This is a genomic window from Virgibacillus salexigens (assembly GCF_014905415.1).
Taxonomy (GTDB): Bacteria; Bacillota; Bacilli; order Bacillales; family Amphibacillaceae; genus Virgibacillus; species Virgibacillus salexigens.
The window spans coordinates 900214-921966 of sequence record NZ_BNEO01000001.1 but is presented as its reverse complement, the minus strand read 5'-3'; the positions used below and the strand labels follow the sequence as shown (position 1 = coordinate 921966).

19 protein-coding genes are annotated in these 21753 nt (G+C 37.7%); 15 read left to right on the top strand and 4 right to left on the bottom strand.

Going from position 1 to position 21753, the window contains the following annotated elements:
• The first annotated feature begins 19 nt into the window (after positions 1–19).
• The 7 genes from JKP73_RS04165 (at position 20) to JKP73_RS04135 (ending at position 6811) form a co-directional block, all read left to right on the top strand.
• Complete coding sequence (locus JKP73_RS04165; protein WP_021289699.1) at positions 20–1024, top strand: carbohydrate ABC transporter permease; 1005 nt, start codon at positions 20–22, stop codon at positions 1022–1024.
• The gene (locus tag JKP73_RS04160) at positions 1025–1864 is read left to right on the top strand and encodes a carbohydrate ABC transporter permease (RefSeq protein ID WP_021289698.1); all 840 of its coding nucleotides are present in this window, start codon (positions 1025–1027) and stop codon (positions 1862–1864) included.
• A 43-nt stretch (positions 1865–1907) separates the two neighbouring features.
• Positions 1908–2528 (top strand): YesL family protein, encoded by a 621-nt coding sequence (locus JKP73_RS04155; protein WP_021289697.1) that lies wholly within the window; start codon positions 1908–1910, stop codon positions 2526–2528.
• A gap of 24 nt (positions 2529–2552) precedes the next feature.
• Positions 2553–4037 (top strand): alpha-N-arabinofuranosidase, encoded by a 1485-nt coding sequence (locus JKP73_RS04150; protein WP_160806787.1) that lies wholly within the window; start codon positions 2553–2555, stop codon positions 4035–4037.
• A 48-nt stretch (positions 4038–4085) separates the two neighbouring features.
• Entirely contained in the window at positions 4086–5297 is a 1212-nt protein-coding gene (locus JKP73_RS04145) for a sn-glycerol-1-phosphate dehydrogenase (protein WP_021289695.1), read from the top strand.
• A gap of 10 nt (positions 5298–5307) precedes the next feature.
• Positions 5308–5556, top strand: coding sequence for a DUF6171 family protein (locus JKP73_RS04140; RefSeq protein WP_021289694.1), 249 nt, complete (start codon positions 5308–5310; stop codon positions 5554–5556).
• Positions 5557–5638: 82 nt separating this feature from the next.
• Positions 5639–6811 (top strand): ROK family transcriptional regulator, encoded by a 1173-nt coding sequence (locus tag JKP73_RS04135; protein WP_160806786.1) that lies wholly within the window; start codon positions 5639–5641, stop codon positions 6809–6811.
• 45 nt (positions 6812–6856) lie between these two features.
• Here JKP73_RS04135 and JKP73_RS04130 read toward each other — a convergent pair whose 3' ends face one another.
• From JKP73_RS04130 to JKP73_RS04115, 4 genes are read right to left on the bottom strand one after another with little or no spacing between them, the layout of a single operon-like run.
• Complete coding sequence (locus tag JKP73_RS04130) at positions 6857–7885, bottom strand: aldose epimerase family protein (protein WP_021289692.1); 1029 nt, start codon at positions 7883–7885, stop codon at positions 6857–6859.
• A 12-nt stretch (positions 7886–7897) separates the two neighbouring features.
• A complete protein-coding gene (galT, locus tag JKP73_RS04125) occupies positions 7898–9376 on the bottom strand; it encodes a UDP-glucose--hexose-1-phosphate uridylyltransferase (RefSeq protein ID WP_160806785.1) in 1479 nt (492 codons plus the stop codon).
• Entirely contained in the window at positions 9369–10376 is a 1008-nt protein-coding gene (gene galE, locus JKP73_RS04120; RefSeq protein ID WP_021289690.1) for a UDP-glucose 4-epimerase GalE, read from the bottom strand. Before galE ends, galT begins: the two co-directional genes overlap by 8 nt.
• Positions 10377–11558: a galactokinase gene (locus tag JKP73_RS04115; protein WP_160806784.1), complete on the bottom strand. Its 1182-nt coding sequence runs from the start codon at positions 11556–11558 to the stop codon at positions 10377–10379.
• Positions 11559–11864: 306 nt separating this feature from the next.
• Between JKP73_RS04115 and glcP the strand changes: the two genes are divergently transcribed.
• The 8 genes from glcP (at position 11865) to JKP73_RS04075 (ending at position 21723) form a co-directional block, all read left to right on the top strand.
• A complete protein-coding gene (glcP, locus tag JKP73_RS04110; RefSeq protein ID WP_038244820.1) occupies positions 11865–13211 on the top strand; it encodes a glucose transporter GlcP in 1347 nt (448 codons plus the stop codon).
• A 242-nt stretch (positions 13212–13453) separates the two neighbouring features.
• Positions 13454–14443: a sugar-binding protein gene (locus JKP73_RS04105; protein ID WP_160806783.1), complete on the top strand. Its 990-nt coding sequence runs from the start codon at positions 13454–13456 to the stop codon at positions 14441–14443.
• Positions 14440–15888: a sensor histidine kinase gene (locus tag JKP73_RS04100; RefSeq protein ID WP_021289686.1), complete on the top strand. Its 1449-nt coding sequence runs from the start codon at positions 14440–14442 to the stop codon at positions 15886–15888. Before JKP73_RS04105 ends, JKP73_RS04100 begins: the two co-directional genes overlap by 4 nt.
• Positions 15869–17299 carry a response regulator transcription factor gene (locus JKP73_RS04095; RefSeq protein WP_021289685.1) on the top strand — a complete coding sequence of 477 codons (1431 nt, stop codon included), beginning with the start codon at positions 15869–15871 and terminating at the stop codon, positions 17297–17299. The genes JKP73_RS04100 and JKP73_RS04095 overlap by 20 nt, the downstream gene beginning before the upstream one ends.
• 125 nt (positions 17300–17424) lie before the next feature.
• Positions 17425–18693, top strand: coding sequence for an ABC transporter substrate-binding protein (locus tag JKP73_RS04090; protein WP_021289684.1), 1269 nt, complete (start codon positions 17425–17427; stop codon positions 18691–18693).
• 84 nt (positions 18694–18777) lie between these two features.
• Complete coding sequence (locus JKP73_RS04085) at positions 18778–19713, top strand: carbohydrate ABC transporter permease (RefSeq protein ID WP_021289683.1); 936 nt, start codon at positions 18778–18780, stop codon at positions 19711–19713.
• A 69-nt stretch (positions 19714–19782) separates the two neighbouring features.
• Entirely contained in the window at positions 19783–20535 is a 753-nt protein-coding gene (locus tag JKP73_RS04080; RefSeq protein WP_369759833.1) for a carbohydrate ABC transporter permease, read from the top strand.
• A 294-nt stretch (positions 20536–20829) separates the two neighbouring features.
• A complete protein-coding gene (locus JKP73_RS04075) occupies positions 20830–21723 on the top strand; it encodes an ROK family protein (protein ID WP_021289681.1) in 894 nt (297 codons plus the stop codon).
• Positions 21724–21753 lie beyond the last annotated feature (30 nt).

Sequence of the window (21753 nt, the reverse complement as noted above, 5' to 3'; positions counted from 1 at the left end):
GAATAGAGGAGGTTTTACCATGGCATCGTCATCTGCATCTGATCAATCTCAGTTACAATTAGAGACGGAGGAGTACCGTTCACCGTTATCCCCAAATAAAGATCCTAAATATAAAAAGAATAAAAGAGGTCCAAATAAGTTCTTTAAGCTATTAAATTCAAAGAAAGTAGTTCCATATGTATTTATATCACCGTTTATCATTACTTTTTTAATACTGACTCTTTATCCTGCCATTCAAGGAATCATCATGAGTTTTCAAAGTGTATTACCCGGACAAGTTTCGTTTATTGGGTTGGAGAATTATTCACGTATTACAAACGGTACGTTTTATAAGGCTCTAACGAATACAACCATATATGTGGTCCTGACAGTTATTATATTAACCGTTATTCCTATACTACTGGCGGTCTTTTTAGATTCTAAATTAATTAAAATGAAGACTTTCCTGCGCGCATCCTTTTTTATCCCTGCACTTACGTCAACAATTGTTGGTGGTATGATATTTCGATTAATGTTTGGTGAGCAAGATACAGCAGTAGCAAATCAAATACTAAACTTCTTGGGTATGGACGCTGTTAATTGGCGATTTAATGCCATATCAGGCATGTTTTTAATGGTTTTGTTAGCATCATGGCGTTGGATTGGTGTTAACATGTTATATTTCTTGGCAGCATTACAAAATGTACCGTCTGAATTATATGAAGCAGCGAAAATTGATGGAGCATCGAAAGTTCAACAATTTTGGTATGTTACATTACCACAGCTCAAGCCGATCGTTATATTTGTTATGACGATCACAATTATTAATGGGTTTAGAATGTTTGAAGAAAGCTTTGTGTTTTGGGAAGCGGGTTCACCAGGCAATATTGGACTAACCGTTGTCGGCTATATCTATCAGCAAGGTATTCAGCAGAATGATATGGGGTTTGGAGCTGCAGTCGGAGTAATTTTAATGCTTATCATTTTTGTTGTTAGTATTATTAACCTGTTGGTAACTGGAGCCTTTAAAAGAGGAGATGAGTAAATGAGTAAGCAAAACCACGCCATAGTGAAATGGATCGTAAATATTGGTTTTATTATTTTTGCGTTAATTGCACTTTTTCCAATTATTAGTCTTGTTATATCGTCATTTATGCCTTCTTCTGAACTAATGAGAAACGGAATTTCATTTAATATAACAATGGAGAAGTTACAATTAGATAACTATACCTACATCTTTTCACAGGCACCTGAATATTGGGCATGGTATGGCAATAGTCTAATTATTTCGGTTGTAACGATCGTACTTTCACTCTTTTTTTCTTCCATGGTAGGTTATGCATTAGCTTTATACAACTTCAAAGGGAGAAATTTCTTTTTCATCCTTGTGTTATTTATTTTAATGGTGCCATTTGAAATTCTTATGCTGCCACTATTTCAATTAATGATAAATACACAACTGGTGGACACATATTTTGCTGTGATTTTACCAATGGTCGTTGCACCAGTTGCTGTCTTTTTCTTTAGACAATATGCATTAGGATTACCTAAAGAGTTAATGGACGCAGCACGTATCGATGGTACAACAGAATATGGAATATTTTTCAAGATTATGCTTCCGTTAATGGGACCTTCCCTTGCAGCGATGGCCATTTTACAAGGGCTTAGTAGTTGGAATAATTTCTTATGGCCATTACTTGTCCTCCGTTCAAACGATATGTTTACTTTACCCATCGGTTTAGCTACATTATTGACACCTTATGGAAATAATTATGATGTATTAATTGCAGGTTCGGTAATGACCATTATTCCGATTATTATTCTATTTATCTTCTTCCAACGCTATTTTGTTTCGGGACTAACAGTTGGAGGAGTTAAAGGATAATAAAAGCGCACCACTTAATGAATGAAGAAAAGGAGGTTTGAGGGTGAATCCAAATGGAATAGTAACGACTTTAGAGAAAGTGATGAACTGGATTAGTAGATTCGCAGTTGTGAATTTCCTCTGGCTGCTTTATTCACTGATGGGACTATTTGTTGCTGGAGTGTTTCCGGCTACTGTCGCAGCCTTAGGAGTTTCTCGTAAATGGATAGCTGGTAATAAGGAGATTCCTATTTGGAGAACGTTTAAAGAAGTATATTTTAAAGAATTTGCAGCAGCTAATGTATTGGGGTGGATTTTAACAGCAATTGGTACCGTGCTTTTTTTGAATTATAAGGTATTACAAGTGCGCCAGGAGGAAGTTGTGTTTATGGTACCTTTTGCTTTCTATTTTGTAGTAATTGTTTACTGTTTGGTTGTTATTTGGAGTTTCCCCCTCCTTGCTCATTATCAAACCAGTATCTATCAATATATGAAACATGCGTTCATCATTGGATTATCAAAAGTACATATTACGTTGGGGATCTTTGTTACTAGCTTTGGTTTAATTTATCTATCGATTTCCTATCCTGCATTTCTACCACTCCTATTTTTTAGTGTTTTTGCATTTAGTTGGATGTGGGGAGCGATGTATGTTTTCTCTCAAATGGATACAGCCAATGTATAAGAAGAAAGATTTTTTAAAAAGGAGATGGTTGCTTTGAACAAAATCATTATCAATGGGGATATACATGAAGGAGTCATTCACAAAAACATATATGGGCATTTCGCAGAGCATCTGGGAAGGGGGATATACGAAGGGATTTGGGTTGGAGAGGACTCGCCTATTCCCAATACACAAGGAATTCGAAATGATGTATTACAGGCATTAAAACAGTTGAATATTCCTGTTTTGCGATGGCCTGGTGGCTGTTTTGCAGATGAATACCATTGGAAAGATGGCGTTGGCCCATATGAAGATCGTAAGCGTATGGTAAATACGCACTGGGGTGGTGTGGTTGAGAACAACCACTTTGGGACACATGAATTTATGATGCTTTGTGACATGCTTGGAGCGGAACCGTATATTTGTGGGAATGTTGGCAGTGGAACGGTCCAGGAAATGTCGGAATGGGTAGAGTACATGACATTTGATGGGGAATCACCAATGACAAATTGGCGTAAAGAAAACGGAAAAATGGCACCTTGGAAGCTGACATATTTTGGTGTAGGCAATGAAAATTGGGGTTGTGGCGGGAATATGCGCCCCGAATATTATGCTGATCTATACCGTCAGTATCAGACATATTGTCGTAATTATAATGATAATACATTATACAAAATTGCTGGGGGAGCTAATGTTGATGATTTTCATTGGACTGAGGTGTTAATGCGTGAGGCAGCACCTTTTATGGATGGCCTAAGTTTACATTATTATGTACATCCTGGTGGATTTGAAAAAAAGGGTTCAGCTGTTAATTTTACGAAAGAAGAATGGAAGGTCACGATGCAGAAAGCATGGTTTATTGAAAAACTGATTAGGAAACATGGTACTATTATGGATAAATATGATCCGAATAAACGAATAGGTATGATTATTGACGAATGGGGAGCTTGGTATGATGCGGAACCAGGTACAAATCCTGGGTTTCTTTATCAACAGAATACGATTCGTGATGCGCTTGTTGCAGGTGTTTCCTTAAATATCTTTAACCAGCATAATGACCGTGTGCGAATGGCTAATATTGCGCAAACCGTAAATGTTATTCAGGCCATGGTATTAACAGAAGGGGATAAGATGTTACGAACGCCAACATATCATGTGTTCGATATGTTTCAGGTGCATCAAGATGCTAAAAAGCTAAGTCTTGATATTGTTTCTGAGGAAGTTGAGGTTGGCGATGAAAGGTATTCGAAACTAAGCGCATCCGCATCAGAGGCAAAGGATGGAACTATTCATATCAGCTTATGTAATTTAGATACAGATGAATCAGCTAATACCACCCTTCACATCCGTGGATCCGATATGACCACCGCTACTGGAAGGGTTCTGACTGCAAAGGAAATGAATGCTAGAAATACCTTTGAATCACCCGAGACAGTTAAACCAACTGCATTCACCTCATATAAACGGAAAGGCAATTTCCTCCAATTGGAATTACCACCGATGTCCGTCGTAGTATTGGCTCTAAACTAAATATTCAATAAGGAACGGATGATTTAATTTAGAATGGAGGAAAAAAGAATGGAGCTGACAAAGGAACTCTACCACTTGGCAGAGGATTTAAACCAAGATACATCTAACTTTCCTACGATAGAAATTAAAAAGAATTGTATGGATCAAGTAGCCCCTTTTCTTCAAGCGCATCATTTGGCAACCGTTGTGTTGGTGGTAGATAAGCATACGTACCAGGTTGCTGGAGAAAAATTACAAAACGCATTACAAGATAAAGTAACTACACACCTAGTTTCACTGCGAGCAAATGCACATGGTCAAGTAAATGCAGATGAGACTACAATAATGCAATTACTTGTTGGTATACCAGAGCAGGCAGATGCTTTAATTGCAGTTGGTGCAGGAACGATTCATGATATTACGCGCTTCTGTGCTTATAAAATGGGTATCCCGTTTATTTCTGTACCTACGGCAGCGTCAGTAGATGGCTTTACTTCAAAAGGGGCACCACTCATTCTAGAGGGTGTTAAGCAAACCATTCAAACAGCATCTCCAATCGCTGTTTTTGCAGATATTGCTGTCTTGAAAGATGCACCTAAAGAACTTACTGCGGCTGGTTTTGGTGATATTTTAGGGAAGTACACGTCACTACTAGATTGGAAGATTTCCTATTTAATTGGTGAAGAACCATATAACCAAACGGCTGCTGATCTTACAAGAACGTCATTGGATACCTGTATTCAATACGTAGAGGAAATTGCACAGGCAAACGAGGAGGGTGTTGCCATTTTAATGCAAGCATTAATCGAATCGGGATTAGTGATGTTGCTAATCAATTCATCTCGTAGTGCTTCCGGCGGAGAGCATCATCTATCCCATTTTTGGGAGATGGAATTATTAAAGAAAGACGCGAAACAATTATTACATGGAGCTAAGGTAGGTGTAACGACAATCCTTATTGCTGATTTATATCGTCAGTTTGCACATTGTTTTGCTACTGATTTATTAAAACCTGCTACGAAAATAGAGGAAAGATTAATAACGTATTGGCCTACAATAAAAACTGAAATACTCACGATGCCTGATTCTGATTGGTTAAGGACGATGTTGAATAGAGTGGGAGGTCCGACTACTTCTCGTGAATTAGGGATTGATGATCAACTCGTGGAAGAAAGTCTTAATAAGGCATATTATCTACGGGATCGCTGTACGGGTTTATTGTTAATCAATAAATTAAAAAAACAACGCATAGCATATCCTTTCGAGAAGGTGTATGGCTAGGAGGTTATTGATGAGCTGTAAAGGATGTTATGCTGATAATGTGATGTCTATTCACGATGTAAAGCTTCTTGTGGAAGAACAACTAGCACTGGAGACGGATCTAGTCGATGATGCTGTTTACAAAGAAAGAGTTGCTAGTTGTATGACTTGTCCATCACTGCTTAATCAAACTACCTGCAGTCTTTGTGGTTGTTTTATTCACTTTCGAGCAAAGATAGCGTATAAGCATTGTCCCCATCCGACTGACTTCAAATGGTAAGTGAATAAAACATTCCTTCTTAAATTAATTTAATTTACTATGCTATAATGAAGTCAGTTAATGATTGAACGGAGGATAAGCCATGCAGCGTGGGACGTTTCAGTTAATGAAATCAGTAAATAAATCCATCATACTTAATAAAATTAGAACATCAGAACCAATATCGCGAGCACAAATTGCCAAAGATACAACATTAACCCCACCGACTGTCAGCAGTATTGTAAAGGAACTAATCGACCAAGGAATCGTCATGGAAAGTGAACTTGGGAAATCAATGGGTGGGAGAAAACCCACCATGCTTCACATTAATAGTGATGCCTATTATGTGGTTGGAGTGGATGCTGGTCCAGAAACAGTAGCTTGTATGCTGACGAATCTCTCAGGGGAGGTTTTTGAGCGTATTTCCAGTAAAGTGATAAAACCAACAACCAATACAAAATTTCTTGCCGTTATCAAAGAGAATATACAAAAAATTCTTCATACTTCTCCAATCCAATCAGAAAAAATTATTGGTATTGGTGTTGCCATGCATGGCGTTGTTAATGTGAAAGATGGGGTATCACAAATTGCCCCAAACCTCGGGGTGTCAAATATACCTATTAAGCAGGAATTAGAGGAAGCATTTGGTTTAACGGTTCGAGTTGAAAATGATGCAAGAGCCATGGCATTAGGGGAGTCTTGGTTTGGTGGTCATGGAGGCGTTCACAGTATGGTCGCAGTGAACATTGGACGTGGTGTTGGTTCTGGTATTATTATAAACAAGCAGTTATATCATGGTGCGGAGGATATTGCTGGGGAGATAGGGCATATGACCATTGATATAAATGGACCGATTTGTGATTGTGGAAATCCCGGCTGCTTACAAACATTCATAACAGGAACAGCAATAGCTGATCGCGCGCAGTCCAAGCTAGCACTAGAAAATGGCAGTAATTTAACTGGGAAGAAAGTATTTGAACGTGCACAGCATGGCGAACGAGGATATATCGAATTACTCCAGGAAACGGGCATAATCATTGGTATAGGGCTAATTAATCTGATTCATTTGCTGAATCCCGAGAAAATTGTCCTTGGCGGAGGTGTTATGAAAGGGGAGAAGTTTATTTTTCCCCATATTAAGGACACGATTAAACAACGTGCACTTACTTCGAAAGCAAAGGAGACCGAGATTACCATTACGAATCTCGGAGATGATGCAACATTATTAGGTGCAGTAGCGTTACTATTAGTTGAATTATTTAATGAAAGACAATGAATAAATCAAAGAGCTGAATGCATACTTGTTCAGCTCTTTGATTTGTTAAGCCTGTATTCCAAAGGAAAAGACCGTTTTTTCTTGATAGATTTTATCTGGCTTTAATAGGATTGATGAAATATGGTTATGGTGTAGGGAGGCTGGGCTTCCTTGTGTTTCAAAGCATACCCCCATATAACTGCCAGATTGTCCTTCTGCTAATTCCATTCCTCCCTCTAATGTATTCGATGTATACATGACCATCCCCGGTTGGGTCGTTCGAACATCCAGTGTTCTGCCCGATGTCTCTTCTGTTATTTGTACATGGCCATTTCCGTCAAATAGAAAGTAGTGATCATAGCCATCATTCGCAACTTGATGTTGTAAGGAAGCAGTAGTCGTGCCGTCTTTTAAAAATCTTCCAGTGCGAAAATCAAAGGTGCTATTGTCCACTTCAATCGTTTTACCGGTTGGAATGAGTTTCTCATCTAATTCAAGAAATGCATTGCTGTTAAAGGTCACATAGTGATTAGTAACCTCCTGTTTGGCAGATCCATTTAAATTAAAATAACTATGATTCGTTAATGCAATCGGAGTTGTCTGATCAGTTGTCGCATGATAATCCAAGGTAAGTTGGTTATCGTTTGTTAAACAATAAGTTACCGTAACGTCAACATGGCCTGGAAAGCCATTCTTAGGATCTGTTTGATGCCTAAGTTTCACTCCTACAGCCTCATTTGTTTGGAAAGGTACGGCGTCCCATAACACTTGATGAAATCCATTCGACCCGCTATGCAGATGATTCTCCCCATCATTTTTCTCCAAGGGATATGTTTTTCCGTCCAATTGAAACGAAGCTTTCTCAATCCTCCCAGCTACTGGACCAATCAATGCACCAAAAAAGGCAGGATTCGCTTGGTAATCGGTAATATTTTTAAATCCGAGGACGACATTTTCTCTGTTCCCATCACGATCTGGTACCATGATTTCTGTAATAATACCGCCATAGTTTAAGAGACTAACAGACATCTGCTTGTCATTTACTAAAGTGAATTCCGTCCACTTATCCGTCACTTGCTTGCTTGAGATCTTCATCCATTCGGTCACCTACCTATTTAATGTGTCTATAAATCGTGAGAAGTCTTCTTTTTGTTTAAATACCCCAGCATCTTCTAATGCTTTGGTGAATTTCTTACCTACTTCTTCCTTAATAATGGATGTTGCGCGATCCTCGTCATTAATCACACCGTATTGCTGCTGTAGTTGTTGTGCCCAAGCTTGATGATATGTTGCAATAGCTGCGGACTCTCCAAGCAAATGCTGCTTTATTTCAGCTAGCTCCTCTTTTAAACGTGCTGGGAGTACAGCAAGACCCATTACTTCTATCAAGCCAATATTTTCTTTTTTGATATGATGAACGTCTGCATGTGGATGGAAAATTCCCATTGGATGCGCTTCTGAAGTTCGATTATTGCGTAATACCAGATCAAGCTCATGGGTTCCATTTTTATGCAATCTTGCTATTGGCGTGATCGTATTATGAGGAACATTACCGGAAAATGCATGGATAGCAGCACCTTCATCCGAATAACCTCTCCATTGTTGTAATATGTGATCTGCTGCATCAAGCAATTGTTCTTTATGCTGACTTTGCAAACGAATCACCGATAATGGCCATTGTAAAACCGCTGCATGAATGGATGGAAAACGCTCTAACGTAAAGATAAACGCATTTTCTGCTGTGGTCATAGCAAATTGATAATTACCTGCTTGATAATGGTCATGACTTAAAATGGAACCACCGACAATTGGTAAATCTGCATTTGATCCAATAAAGTAGTGGGGGAATCGTTCCGTAAATAGTATCAGACGTTCAAATGCTTGTCTATCGATCTTCATGTTTCGGTGTTCTTCTGCAAGCAGAATGCTATGCTCGTTATAATAAACATAAGGAGAATATTGCAAATACCAATTCTCCCCTTGCAGGGAAACCTTTATTACTCGGTGATTAGCACGGGCAGGATGACCGATTCTTCCTACATACCCTTCATTTTCAACACATAAGACGCATTTAGGGTAATTCGTCTTCTGTTTTTGTTCTCTTTCTCGTTTTATTTGCGCGGGATCCTTTTCTGGCTTCGAAAGATTTATAGTAATATCCATATCCCCATAAGGCGTACTAGATGCAAAATGAATGTTCTTGTTAATTCGTTTTAATTGGATATAATTGCTGTTTTGGCTCAAGCGATAAAAGTAGTCCGTTGCTTCCTTAGGTGATTGTTCGTATTTTTGATAAAAGGTACGATTCACTTCGGAAGGGCGAGCAACAAAACAATTCATAACCGAAGCTGCTAGCATTTCCTTATCATCAAAAATATCTTCGATTACGTTATGGTCAATTGCATACGTAATTATTTGATCAAGAAGTTCAGGAATGGACGCTTCCAGGGGTATGACATCTTCTGGGAACGTAGTTATATCTAATAGGTGCATCACTTGATTTCTGACATACAAACGATCGTCTTTGGTGATTAAACCAACGTGAGTGGCTTGTTTAATTAGTCCACTAAGTAGTTGTTCAATCATGATGATTTATCTCTCCTTTATAGCCGTTAGGATGCTGTTGATGCCAATTCCAAGCATCGGCTAATATCGTATCAATGGAAGTCCTTGTTGGTTTCCATCCTAAGACTTGCTTGGCTTTGTCAGAACTTGCAATGAGTACAGCTGGGTCTCCCGCTCGTCGTGCGCCTATCTTTACGGGAATAGCTTTTCCCGTAACACGTCTAGCAGATGCAACCATCTGTTTGACGGAAAAGCCAGTATTGCTACCTAGATTGAAAACATCGCTTTTTCCATCATTTTCTAAATAATCAAGTGCAAGGATATGGGCTTGAATAAGATCTTCTACATGCACATAGTCGCGAACACAGCTCCCATCGTCGGTAGGATAATCTTCTCCAAAAATCGTTATCGCATCTCGCTGGCCAAGGGCAACTTGTAAAATGATCGGGATAAGATGTGTTTCTGGACGATGATCTTCACCAATTTCGGCTGTCTCTCTTGCACCAGCCACATTAAAATAACGAAGTGATACAAAACGGATATCATGCGCCTGGGCCGTCCACTTCATTAATTTCTCCATCGTTTGTTTGGTTTCTCCGTACGCATTAGTAGGGTTAGTAGGCATTGTCTCCTTAATTGGTATCGTATCGGCTTCCCCATACGTAGCTGCGGTAGACGAGAAAACAATAAGCTTCACCTGATTTTCGACCATGACCTCTAATAATACTTGCGTACCATACACATTATTATCAAAATATTGGAGTGGCTTTTCCATTGATTCACCAACTAATGAATTAGCAGCAAAATGGACCACTGCTTCAATCGTTTCTTGGTGAAAGACATGACGTAAAAAATCAATATCTCGAATATCTCCTTGATAAAAAGTAGCGCTGGGGTGAATGGCTGCTTGATGTCCTGTTTGTAAATTATCAACGACAACAACTTCTTTTCCTTTATCAATTAATTGATAAACTGCATGGGAACCAATATACCCTGCTCCGCCTAAGACTAGTATGGACAATTATACCACCTCCTCTATGATTTCTTTTGCACCATCACCGATTTCAGCTGAATAGAACGTGGCAGGATAACCAATCTTTTCTTCATAGATTGTATTTACATTTTTCCGAAAGGCTTCTGTATATTTTCGTTCCACAACCGCAATCGCACAGCCTCCAAAGCCAGCTCCGGTCATCCTTGCCCCTAACACGCCTGGTTGATCCCAGGCAGCCTCTACGATGGTGTCAAGTTCTATTCCTGTAACTTCATAATCATATTTTAACGATAAATGAGATTCATTCATCAGCTCTCCAAAACGGTCTAAGTCACTCACTCTTAATTTTTCAAGAGCTTCCTTTGTTCGAGCATTTTCATATACCGCATGTTTAGCACGTTTTTGATGGATGGGGTTATTAATCCATTTGGCATTTGTTTCAAATTCATCAGGTGTTAATTCTCCAAGGCTTGCTATGGGAAGCTGCTTCCGCAAGTCAAATAATGCTTGCTCACATTCGGTTCGTCGTTCGTTATACTTTGACCCAGCTAATGTGCGTTGCTTATTCGTATTTATAATAAGAATAACATGGTCTTTAAGCTCTAGTGGAGCATAGTAAAAGTTCAAAGACTGACAGTCTAATAGAATTGCATGGTTTTTCTTTCCCATACCAATAGCAAACTGGTCCATGATTCCACTACTAACCCCAATATATTCATTTTCTACTCGTTGACCAAGCTTGATCATCTCAATTCGGTTACTATTTAAGGAGAAAATCCCCTCTAAAAGTACACCTGTCACCATCTCAATGGATGCAGAAGAAGATAGTCCAGCACTGTTTGGAATATCCCCGTAAAATAAGATATCCATTCCTTGATCGATAAGATGCCCTTCATTAATAAGAAACTGGATCATCCCTTTGGGATAATTCGCCCAATTATGGGACGCTTGATAATTTAAATTAGATAATTCACATTCGATGATTCCAGTTTCAGAAAAATTGCTGGAATAGAATCGTATGCGTTTATCCTCGCGTTTGCTACAAGCAGCATAGGTACCAAAGGTGATAGCGGCAGGAAAAACATTCCCGCCATTATAATCGGTATGTTCCCCTATTAAGTTAATTCGGCCAGGAGCAAAAAATAACCGTGGCTTCTTTGTTGTATGAAAGATATTTTGAAACATCGTTTGTAATTCAGACGATTTCATAAAAAACCCCCTTCATTGGTTTAAAACGCTTGCAAAAGAAGATAATTAATTTAATTAATTAAGTATAGTTTACTATAACATTTGTTGAGATACAATGGAAAATAATTGCGAATCTAACCAGCTATCAACCTATGTAATAATATTAAATCTTTTCATTCTATAACGTCTATGATATTGTTTCATTTAGATAATTAATTTAATTAATTAAGATGTTTGGGAAGATTGCAAAAGTGGGATATAGTTTATAAACGTTTTTTGCAAGCGCTAACGATTGCTAATTTATATGAAAAGGAAGGGTTGTATGACATGAAGGGTAAAATACTAAACAAGAAAATGATCTTCTTTTTCGGTGCTTTAGGTGGACTCTTATATGGATATGATATGGGAGTTATATCGGGAGCATTGCTATTCATTAAAAATGATATTCCATTAACGAGCTTTACGGAAGGGTTAGTAGTTAGCTCAATGTTATTCGGTGCGATATTTGGATCTGGATTTAGCGGACCGTTATCAGATAAATTTGGACGTAGGCGGCTCGTGTTTATGATTTCTATTATTTTTATCATTGGTTCATTAGTGCTTGCCTTTGCACCTAATATGGAAGCACTTGTAGTCGGAAGGCTTATTATTGGACTAGCAGTAGGTGGATCAACTGCCATTGTCCCTGTATATTTATCAGAAATGGCTCCGACAGAATCACGAGGCTCATTAAGTTCGTTAAATCAGTTAATGATTACGATTGGTATTCTTTCTTCCTATTTGGTCAACTATGCCTTTGCAGAAATAGAAGGCTGGCGTTGGATGGTGGGATTAGCTGTCGTACCTTCATTAATATTAATGATCGGTGTCTTATTTATGCCAGAAAGTCCAAGGTGGTTGCTGGAACACCGTAGTGAATCAGCTGCTAGACGTGTAATGAAATTAACAAGAAAATCAGGGGAAATCGATAAAGAAATCGATGAAATGCATGAGATAAATCGTATTTCTGAAGGAACATGGAAAGTGCTAGCTTCCTCCTGGCTGCGTCCAACGTTAATCATTGGTTGTACATTTGCATTATTGCAACAGATTATTGGCATCAATGCGATTATTTATTATGCACCAACGATTTTTAGTCAAGCAGGTTTAGGAGATGTAACAGCTATACTAGGGACAGTGGGGATCGGTTCGGTTAACGTATTAATGACAATTGTTGCAATTATGATCATTGATAAAATTGATAGAAAAAAATTATTAATTACTGGTAATATCGGAATGGTTGCTTCATTGGTAATAATGGCCGTACTGATTTGGACACTTGGCTTAGATTCGAACTTGGGTGCGTGGATCATCGTCGCTTGCCTATCTTTATTTATAATCTTCTTCGCATTTACTTGGGGACCAGTGTTATGGGTAATGCTTCCAGAATTATTCCCAATGCGCGCACGTGGTGCTGCAACAGGAATTGCTGCATTGGCTTTATCGATTGGAAGTTTACTAGTTGCCCAGTTTTTCCCAATGTTGGCAGAAGCTTTAGGTGTTGGGCAAGTATTTCTAATCTTTGCAGTTATTGGCGTTGTCGCGCTTATCTTTGTTATTAAATTCTTACCTGAAACACGCGGGCGTAGTCTAGAAGAGATCGAAGCCGACTTACGTAAGCGAACAGCTAGCTAATGATAGAAGAGTATATGTACGAAGCATTCGCTTGATATTCCTATTTTCCCTAGGTTTCTTTGGGTACAAACGTAATATAGATCATAAATATCCAAACTAATTTTTGTATAATTATATTCGGAAATTAGTTTGGATTTTTTTAGGGTATTTTAAATGTGGCTACTACCGATAGGATGGATACCATTCGTAGGGAATGTATTCTATGCTAAAATAAATAAAACGCTTTCAAGAAGGTGTATAAAATGAATGTTTATCGAAAACGACTCATTTTTTTATTAGCTACAATTTTATTCATTGTAAGTTGTAGCGTGATGCTCTATTTTGGCTATAAAACTTTTTATATTGAAGAAAACAATAATAACGCAGCTGATAATTATCGCTATCATTTTGCTTTAATAGCGGAGGAAACTGAAAACGCGTATTGGCGATTAATTGAGGATGGAGCAAAAAAGGCAGCTAGAGAAAAGGAGATATATTTAGAGTATGTTGCACCGAAAAAGGCAGATAATGATCAGTTGTTGGTGTTATTCGATCGTATGATTGCAGCTAAGGTTGATGGAATTATTATTCAAGGGATAGAAGGAAATAGGTTCGTCGATCTTGTTCATAAGGCAATTGAACGAAATATACCAGTAATTACGATTGATACAGATGTGAAAAGTAGTGAGCGTAAGGCATATGTAGGAACGGATAATTATTATGCCGGTCAATTAGCTGCGCAGACAATTATACAACATACACAAGGAGAACAACGTGTAGGTATTGTTATGGGGAGATTAGATGCTATTAACCAAAAGGAGCGTCTTGCTGGATTTAAGGAAGAAATAAAAAATGCACCACGCATTGAAATTGCTGATATTAAGGAATCACAGATTACCAAGATTGGTGCTGCACAAGCAGCATATGAAATCTATAAACAACATCCTTCCATTACAGCATTGGTTGGAATGAGTGCGCTAGATGGAATTGGCATTGTTCAGGGGATGCAGGAGGTCGCACCAGAAAAAGAACTCTACATAACTTCCTTTGATATTTTACCAGAGACAGTTGAATACATAAAACAAGGCGATATTGATGCAACAATTAGTCAATATCCGAAGCAAATGGGACGTACATCTATCGATACGTTGATTACGCTACAAAACAAGGATCTATTAAAAAATGAAAAATTTATCGATACGTCAATTATTACGAAGGGTAACTTAGAAAAGCTAAGTGGTGATTGGAAATGAGGACAATTCGTGGGAAATTGATCGTATATTCGTGTGTGTTTATTATTTTGTTTCAAATTACTGCTATATCTATTTATGTCAGCTCTAATCAATTATCTTCTATTTACAATAAACGATTTGAGCGGTTTTTAATCTTGAATACTATCTCTCAACAAACAGAAAGCTTGTATTCTGAACTTAAACTGTATGTTAACAATTCAAATACGGCACAAGATACGTCCTACTTCCAACTGAAGAATGGATTGGAGAATCAAAAAGATCGATTGCTAGCAATATTTAATGAAGATAACACGATTGAGTTAAAAAATTATCGTCATATTATTGAAACGTTTATTTACGAGAGTGAGTTAACCATGGGTTTTGTAATTAAAGATGATATGGAACAGTATACGAAGCATTTAGAGGAAACACGTGCAGCTTCTAACTATATTCAGGCAGCGACTTTGGAATTAATAGATAGGGATCTAACAGACTATCAACTATTTTATCAGGACATGCAAGAACGGAATCAGAATTTCTTTTTATTTATTCTTTTTTTGTCTTTATCAACGATATTACTTGCCGTTTTCTTTGCTATCTGGTTTTCCAAAGGAATTACGATGCCGATTCAACAATTGTCTGATGCAGCGAAAGAAGTTTCGACAGGAGAATTAGTAGGCGCACCGATTAATATTAAGGCAAATAATGAACTGAAATTATTAGGGGATACGTTTCATAAAATGCGTTTGGATATTCATCAGCTTGTGTCTGATATGAAAGACCAATCAGAATTGGATCGACTTGTGAATGAAATGGAAATAAAACATCTGCAAAATCAAATTAATCCTCATTTTTTGTTTAACACGTTAAATACGGTATCGAAAATGGCCTATTTAGAAGATGCTGCATCTACATCAAAGCTCATTGATGCAACTGCTGCGCTTCTAAGACATAGTCTCGGGCACATTGATAAGAATGTATCGCTTCGCGAAGAAGTAGATGTAGTTGCTGACTATTTTCATATACAAAAAGTCCGGTTTTCAGAACGAATTCAGTTTCAATGGTTTGTGGATGAAGCATGTTTAGATATAGATGTTCCAAGACTGACACTGCAGCCATTAGTTGAAAATGCATTTATTCATGGAATTGAAGGGAAAGAAGAAGGGGGAACTATCACGCTGACCATCTACGAATCCGAGAAATGGGTAGTTACAGAAGTAGCTGATGACGGGATTGGCATGGACCCAGATGATGCACAAAGCTACATTACAACAACCAATAAAGCGATCAACCATGTAGGACATTCTACAGGAATCGGTTTATCCAATGTCATTCGCCGACTCCAACTATGCTATCAACAAATGAATGTTGCAGAAATCGATACGGAACCGGGGAAAGGAACAACAATTCGATTACTTTTGCCCAAAGATGGGAAGGAGGATGAAGATGCGAATTATTATAGCTGAAGATGAGTTGGTAGAAAGGAAAGCCATGCGCAAGTTTATTGAAGAAACATTCGTTGATATGGAAGTGGTAGGAGAAGCAATGAATGGAAGAAAGGCGGTCGAACTCGCAGAACAATTAGAACCAGATATTATGTTTATGGATATTCGTATGCCAGGTGTGAATGGACTTGAAGCCATAGAGCAAATTTCAGCAAAGCATAAGCGAATAAAATTCATCTTGGTTTCAGCCTATGACTCTTTTGAATATGCGAAAGAAGCGATGCGATTTGGCATTAAGGATTATATTTTAAAGCCTGGAAGAAGGCAGGAAATAGTGAAGACACTATTACGTGTTTCCAAGGAAATCCATCAAGAACAACAATCCGATTTGCAGTCTCAGGTATTACGAAAAGAACAGTTATTGGATCGATTAATGCACCAATCAGATTCGAGAGGAATAAAAGAACTAAAAGGTCAATTGTTCCCAGATATGGAAACTGCCTGTTTTTTTGTAATCAAAGCGACTGGTGATCATAATCTAGAAGATTATGAGTATCAACTGAAAACAGTGCTCAGCAGTAAAGCGTGTATCTTTAAATCAATTCCGAGTGAACAAGTAATTGTTGGCTGTATTTTTTCAGTAAATAAATTAATCAAATCGGATCTATTAGTTCTCGCAAGAAAAGTTCATCTTGAATTAGGAGAAGCAAGTTATATTGGGATTGGTAATCCGACAGCAAACATGGACCAACTAGCTCATTCTTATCAGAATGCATATCGTGCTTGTATCGACTTATTCGCGGACCGAAATCGGAATTATGGATTCTATCAGGGGAAAATCAAAGACAAACAAACAGATGAAAAGATTAACACTATTTGTATTTTAGTAGAACAAGGAAAACAAGAAGAAGTGATCGTATTTTTTAAGAATCATGAATCAGAACTTACCGGAATGGATAAAGAAGAACTTTATATTCAATTAATACAGCTATTTGCTCGTCACGGTGTGGAAAAACCAAAGACATTAGTGACTTCTTTACAGTCCAGTCAGGATTGGTATTCCTATTTGCATCTGTGCTGTATGCAAATGCGTGATTATTTTGCTTCCAAACGTTCGATCCATCTAGCAAAAACATTTATGAATGAACATTTTCATGAGAACTTAACATTAGAACAGGTTGCGGCAGAAGTGAATCTTAGCCCAAATTATTTCTCTAATCTATTTCGAGCAGGTGTTGGATCAACATTTATTGATTATCTAACACAGATTCGCTTACAAAAAGCAAAAGAATTAATAGAAACGAATAATTATTCCTTAAAAGAAATAAGTTTCATGATTGGCTATAAAGATCCAAATTACTTTAGCAGGGTATTTAAGAAGCATGTTAATCAATCACCTAAGCAGTATCAACAAGCCATCTTAAGAAAGTGAAGAAAAACGTAAGATAGTGCAGAAAATGTACGCCAGCTCTCATTGATAGCGTTTTATAATGGTTATGGAAGCGTTATCAAAAACATACCGAAGGGGGAAAATATAACGTGAGGAAGCTATACGGGATGTTCGCATTTATGGCAGTTATCATGTTCATTACGGCATGTAGTGAAAATTCGTCGGGAGAATCTGAAAATGAATCATCTAGTAATGAGGCAGAATCTACTGGGGAAGTAGAAATATTTAGCTGGTGGACAGGTGCGGGCGAAGAGGATGGTTTACTTGCATTAATTGATTTATTTGAAGAAAAACACCCAGATATAACTGTTGAAAACGCTGCGGTAGCAGGCGGAGCAGGAACGAATGCCAAAGCAGTGTTAGCAACAAGAATGCAAGGAAATGATCCGCCATCGACGTTTCAAGTCCATGGTGGGGAGGAGTTAAATAAAAGTTGGGTTGCTGCAGATAAGATGGAGCCGTTAAATGACCTATATGAAGAAAACGAATGGATGGATAAATTCCCAGAAGAGTTAATTGAGTTAGTTAGTAAGGATGACGATATTTACTCTGTTCCTGTAAATATTCATCGTGGGAATGTAATTTTTTATAACAAGCAAGTATTTGAGGAAAACAACATAGCAGTACCAACGACATTGGACGAGTATTTTGCAGTAGCGGATCAGCTTCAAGAAGCAGGGGTTGTACCAATGGCGTTAGGAGATAAAGAATCATGGCCTGCTACACAAATATTTGAAAATGTATTACTAGGTGAGCTTGGCCCAGATGATTACGTGAAGTTATTTAATGGAGAAATTAGCTTTGATGATGAACGGGTCGTTCAAGCAGCAGAAAAATTTGCTAAGATACTAGATTATGTAAATGAAGATCATGCTTCACGTAACTGGCAGGATTCGGCACAATTGGTTGCAAACGGGGAAGCAGCAATGATTAATATGGGTGACTGGGCAAAAGGCTATTTTGCCAATGATCTGGAATTGGAAACAAATGAGGATTTTGGTTATTTTGCCTTCCCTGATACAGAAGGAGACTTTGCAGTCATTACCGATACGTTCGGATTACCAAAAGGCGTAGAAAATCCAGAAGAAGTAAAGGAATTCTTAACCGTGTTAGGATCTGTAGAAGGCCAGGATACATTTAATCCTTTGAAAGGATCGATTCCGGCACGTGTAGATGCAGATCCCGAAAAATATGACCAATACGGAAAGGATGCGATGGATGCATTCCAAAGTTCCAGATTAGTTCCTAGCCTTGCTCATGGTTCAGCAGCATCCGAAGGATTTCTTACAAAAGCAAACCAAGCAGTCAATATCTTTGTTACCCAACGAAATGTGGATAATTTAATTCAGGCTTTGGATAATGCTGGGCTTGAGTAACCAGCAAAAATCCAAGCAGATAATGAGGCTGCCCATTTCAGGCAGTCTCTTCCTATTTAAATTAGTTGAAAAGGAGGGGGTTATATGGCAAATACGATAAACGGAAAACGCAAACGATTTTCCAAGGATCAATGGACGGCTATTGCATTTTTGATTCCATCGTTGATTTTAATTTTCATCTTTGTTTACGGATTTATTGGCTGGACGGGATACGTATCGGTAAGTAATTATAATTCACTCGTTCCCGACTTTTCCTTTGCTGGATTAAAAAATTACCTTTATTTATTTAACGATTTTCGCTTTCAAGCGGATTTACGGAATACCTTATTCTTCACGGTTTTATTTATTGGGCTTGTTATTGTACTCGGAATAGGGATTGCAATTTTAATTGATCAAAAATTAAAAGGGGAATCGATCTTTCGCAATATCTTTCTATTTCCAATGGCGCTATCTTTTGTTGTAACAGGGGTTGTTTGGCAATGGCTGTTAAATCCTTCTACTGGATTTAACCAATTCTTAAAGGTGTTTGGTATTCAGCCTAAATGGTATACGGACACAAATATACTGGCGGGATTTGAATGGGGAAGTATTGAATTTGGTTTGCCAGTAGCCATTATTGCAGTCGTTATTGCTGCTGTTTGGCAAATGACAGGTTTTTCTTTAGCAATGTATTTAGCAGGGTTACGTGGAATTCCGGATGAATTACGAGAAGCGGCAAGGATGGATGGAGCAAGCGAATTTCAAATTTATCGGAAGATCGTACTTCCCATGTTGCTGCCAATTACGATGAGTGTCGTGATTATAATGGCACATATTTCTTTAAAGATTTTTGATTTGATTTATGCAATGACAGGTCCAGGTGCTAACTTTGTGACGGATGTTCCTGGGGTGTATATGTTTGAAACCACATTTAGAGGTAATTATTATGCGAATGGAGCGGCAATAGCGATTATTATGCTCTTATTAGTAGCAGTATTTATTGTTCCTTATTTGTGGAACAGTCGAAAGGGGGATCAGTAAATGACTGCTGTTAACCTTGGAAAAGTGTTTAAATATCTTATCTTAGTTGTATTAGCAATTGTCTTTTTAATGCCAGTCTATGTCATTATTGTGACGAGTCTAAAGCCATTAGATGAAGTTTCCCTTGATCAAATGTGGGCCTTGCCGTCGTCGATTGATTTCAGTTCGTATACAGAAGCGTTTGCTAATTTAGCTCCAAACTTTATGAATAGTATTTATTTGGTTATACCAGCGACAATACTATCTGCTTTGTTAGGGGGCATGAATGGATATGTGTTATCAAAATGGAAGTTCAAAGGTGCAGATACCTTATTTACGGTTATATTATTTGGTATGTTTATCCCTTATCAAAGTATCTTAATTCCATTAATTCAATTTTTACGTACAATTGAATTATATAATACCATTCCCGGTTTAATTCTTGTCCACGTCGTTTATGGACTTCCAATTACAACATTGATGTTCCGAAATTTTTACGCCAATATACCAGATCAAATGATTGAAGCAGCTAAAATAGATGGAGCAAGTTTTCTGGGAATATTTCGTCATATCATGATACCTTTATCAATTACAGGATTTGTCGTTGTGGCCATTTGGCAATTTACAAATATTTGGAATGAATTCCTATTTGCAGTCACCATTACAACTTCTGATCAACAGCCGATTATGGTTGCTTTACAGAATTTGTCTGGGAGCCAAATCGTTCAGTGGAATGTACAAATGGCAGGTGCTTTGATTGCAGCCTTACCAACATTACTCGTATATATTTTCTTAGGAAAATACTTTGTAAGAGGATTATTGGCTGGATCTGTGAAGGGGTGAATTTTCTACTATATGATTAGAAAAGAGCTAGCCTATCTGTGGTTGAAAACATAGATAGGCTTTTTTCATGTCTTCCATTCAATTGTAATTACTACTTAAAAACCGAACAATTGTATTCGAATAAATTCGTATATGCAGGGAGTCTAATTTACTTTATTCTTTATTTATATATAGATAATTTTCTAAAAATTATAGACAATAAAAATCGGATATGCTACTATTAAAAATAATTAGTAAACATTTATTAATAAATTTACTAAATAGACATTTGGATGCAGACATGAGGTGACAAGTTTGAGTTACTCCATTGGGGTGGATATTGGAGGTACAAAAATTGCTGCGGTAATTTTGGATGAACGAGGTGCTATTGTTCATAGAAGTAAAGTGAATAGTATAACCAATGATAAAGAGGTGATGTTTCAGCAAGTTGTCACGTGTATCCATGGAATGATAGAAGAAGCAGAGATCCCATTATACAAAGTTGGAGGAATGGGAGTAGGTGTTCCTGGTAAAGTCGATCGAGAAGAGGGATTGGCTGTATATCAAAATAATTTGCCTTGGGATAATTTCCCAATTGTAGCACGTTTACAAGAAATGTTTCCGATTTCTAAGATAAGTATCGAAAATGATGTGTATATGGCTGCCTATGCAGAATGGGAGCAAGCTATGTTACAGAAAGAATCAACCTTCGTATATATTACAATCAGTACTGGGATTGCCTGTTCCATTATACATAATGGCATTTTTCTTCGAGGGAAAGGTTTTGCTGGTGAGATGGGAATGTATCCAATTCGAAATATCTTCGGTGACGATTCTTCACTGGAACAAGTGGCTTCTGGTCCAGCTATCGAACGAATTGCTAGGCAAATGTTAGGGAAGCAAATTCAATCTACTCATGATTTTTTTCAGGTTTATCAAAAAGGTGATTTAAATGCAAAACGGATTATGATTTCCATCGTAGATGCAATTGCTCAAGGAATGTATATTGTTATAAGTTTACTAGACCCACACTTAATTGTATTAGGTGGAGGTGTCATCAACCATAATCCCATTTTACTAGATTTAGTAAAATCAGAATTACGAAAGCGACTCATTCCAGAACAGGAGGGAGCAGAAGAACGTATTCAACTCAGCCAATTAAAAGATGATTCTGGTGTGATAGGGGCAGGCTTGATAGGAAGTTGTTAAGATAATCATTCATTTGTGGATAATAAACAC